This window comes from Psychrobacter sp. TWR1-1-1 (assembly GCF_049895865.1).
In the GTDB taxonomy this organism is placed as follows: domain Bacteria; phylum Pseudomonadota; class Gammaproteobacteria; order Pseudomonadales; family Moraxellaceae; genus Psychrobacter; species Psychrobacter immobilis_A.
On the sequence record NZ_JAFCTE010000047.1, the window covers coordinates 1 to 1961 of the forward strand.

Annotated in this window: 1 protein-coding gene and 1 pseudogene; both read right to left on the reverse strand. The window is 36.6% G+C overall.

Annotation, left to right across the window (positions count from 1 at the left end):
* Positions 1 to 805: 805 nt before the first annotated feature.
* Positions 806 to 1075, reverse strand: coding sequence for a hypothetical protein (locus ACP69U_RS13775; RefSeq protein WP_248957075.1), 270 nt, complete (start codon positions 1073 to 1075; stop codon positions 806 to 808).
* 200 nt (positions 1076 to 1275) lie between these two features.
* A pseudogene (locus ACP69U_RS13780) lies at positions 1276 to 1827 on the reverse strand (hypothetical protein); the annotation flags it as partial.
* Positions 1828 to 1961 lie beyond the last annotated feature (134 nt).

A 1961-nucleotide genomic window follows, 5' to 3' on the forward strand; every position in this document is an offset into this window, starting at 1 on the left:
AAATAATATTCGTATTATGCGGTTATGATGAATTTGGTTGAGCATTACTTTTTTTTGTAAATTCGATGAATTTGGTGAAGGTTGCACATTGTTCATAAGAAAGTAGCTCGATAGTTAAAAAGTAGCAGCCAGTTATTTAGCGAACTGCGAATATTTTTATTGGAGAATAAACTGTATTTGCAGGTAGTTTTTTACAGATTATTGTAAATGATAATCATTCAATTATCAAAATTATGATGTGTTACTACCCCAATCATTTCAATGAATGAGTGTTTTACGATTTATATTGAATATTTTTGATAAAAGTAGGGCGGTATTTTTTTATGTGAACTAATAGATACTTATATTACAGACCTACACTATCAATCCTGTAGAACTTGACTTAGGGGGGAGTATTTACGCAGTCTGATAATGAAAGTCAAACCACATTTTTCTTAGCGTTCTATAGCTTAAACGCTATTGAATCCTACTCCTAGCATAGCCACTATGTTGCCTCGGGGCGTAATACTGCTTCGCTTCCTCCTTCCTCATTTAAGAAGTCTCATTCAGCCTGAGCTGCCTAGCTACTTTGTCGTTGTCGTTGTCATCTGCTAGTTTTTGACGGTTTCAGTCATAAAAGCGGCACTATGAGTCCTGGTTATCTTAGTGATGATAAACGCTCTATTAAGTCTTTAATTTACCAGAACGGGTTCTACAGTTTTTTCAGCATAGCTTAAATGGCCCTGATATAAGCTATCCTACTGTAACTATGAGAATACAGTAGGATTTAAATGGACTGCTTTATCGCACCGTATATTCTTCTAATTTAGAATATTACGGTCATACCGATAGCAGTGATAGTTGATATAAGAAAAGAGCCAACTACTAACCATTGTGGGACATTATTATCTCTTTTGAAAAAAATATATTTAACGATGGAGACAACTAAAAAAATAAAAATCGCAGGTAATACAACTCCATCCCTAGTTATTATCTTATCGAAAACTAACATCAAAGCTACGAATAAAATAACATAAGCAAAGGCTACGGAGGATGCTAAACCTAGAGGATCTAATACATCTGTCTTTTTACCCATGTTAAAACACCTATCCTTAAATATGGTTGTACTGTGAGATAGTAGCGTCATAGCGCACCGATCACGAATAGAATATGTATGGTAAGTACACCATGAAGTACACTGTGGCTATTTCAGCGAGTTAAAGCGTTGATACCATTCGCCCACAGCTTAGCGTTCAAGTCCTCACTAGGGAACCATGCTTACTCCCATAAAACCTATTATTTCCCATCAATCGTTCCTTTAAAAGCCGCCTTCTTATTGTTAGTTTTTCTCTTACGCTTGAACGTTGGTTTTATAGTATTCATTTCTTGTCTGAATTTTTTCCATTGCCTAGGGTGAGAGGTCTTGATATGACCCACCTTAGAAGTAATGCTACGCCAGTCTTTATCGTAACTAGATAGATTCTTCTCAGTATGAAAGCGTAGAGAGAGCTTGTGTATATCAGAGCGGAGCTTCTTTCTTTTGTCGTTGTTGATTGTAGGTTTTTTTGAATTAACAGTTAGGCCAGTTACTGTTTTTCCTACACCGTTAACAGAAGGAGAAAAAATTGTTTGTTTCTTACGGTTTGGATGATGAGCTTTATGGAAAACCATTGAGTATATCTTGGAGATAATATCTGTTTTTTTTTGGTCAGTTAATGGCCGTGAGCTAGAGATGGTTATATCGTCAATATATCTGCTGTAAGCAACTTGTTGGCGGTCCAAGTCTTCAACTAGTTTTGGCTCTATATCATAGAAGATTAACTGTGCAAGGTATCCACTAGTCTTCCATCCTTGTGGTAGCTCGGGTAATCATCCCAACCATAAGACACTTATCAAATAGAATTAAGCTGCGTGGTTTAGTTTCTGCATTGGCGTAAAACCGCCATTGCCCATATTCGGGCGCTCGTGGTTGTAGTGATATA

Bases quoted from the DNA above. Each gene is read 5' to 3' on its own strand.
- ACP69U_RS13775 (WP_248957075.1), bottom strand. From the start codon at position 1,075: ATGGGTAAAAAGACAGATGTATTAGATCCTCTAGGTTTAGCATCCTCC.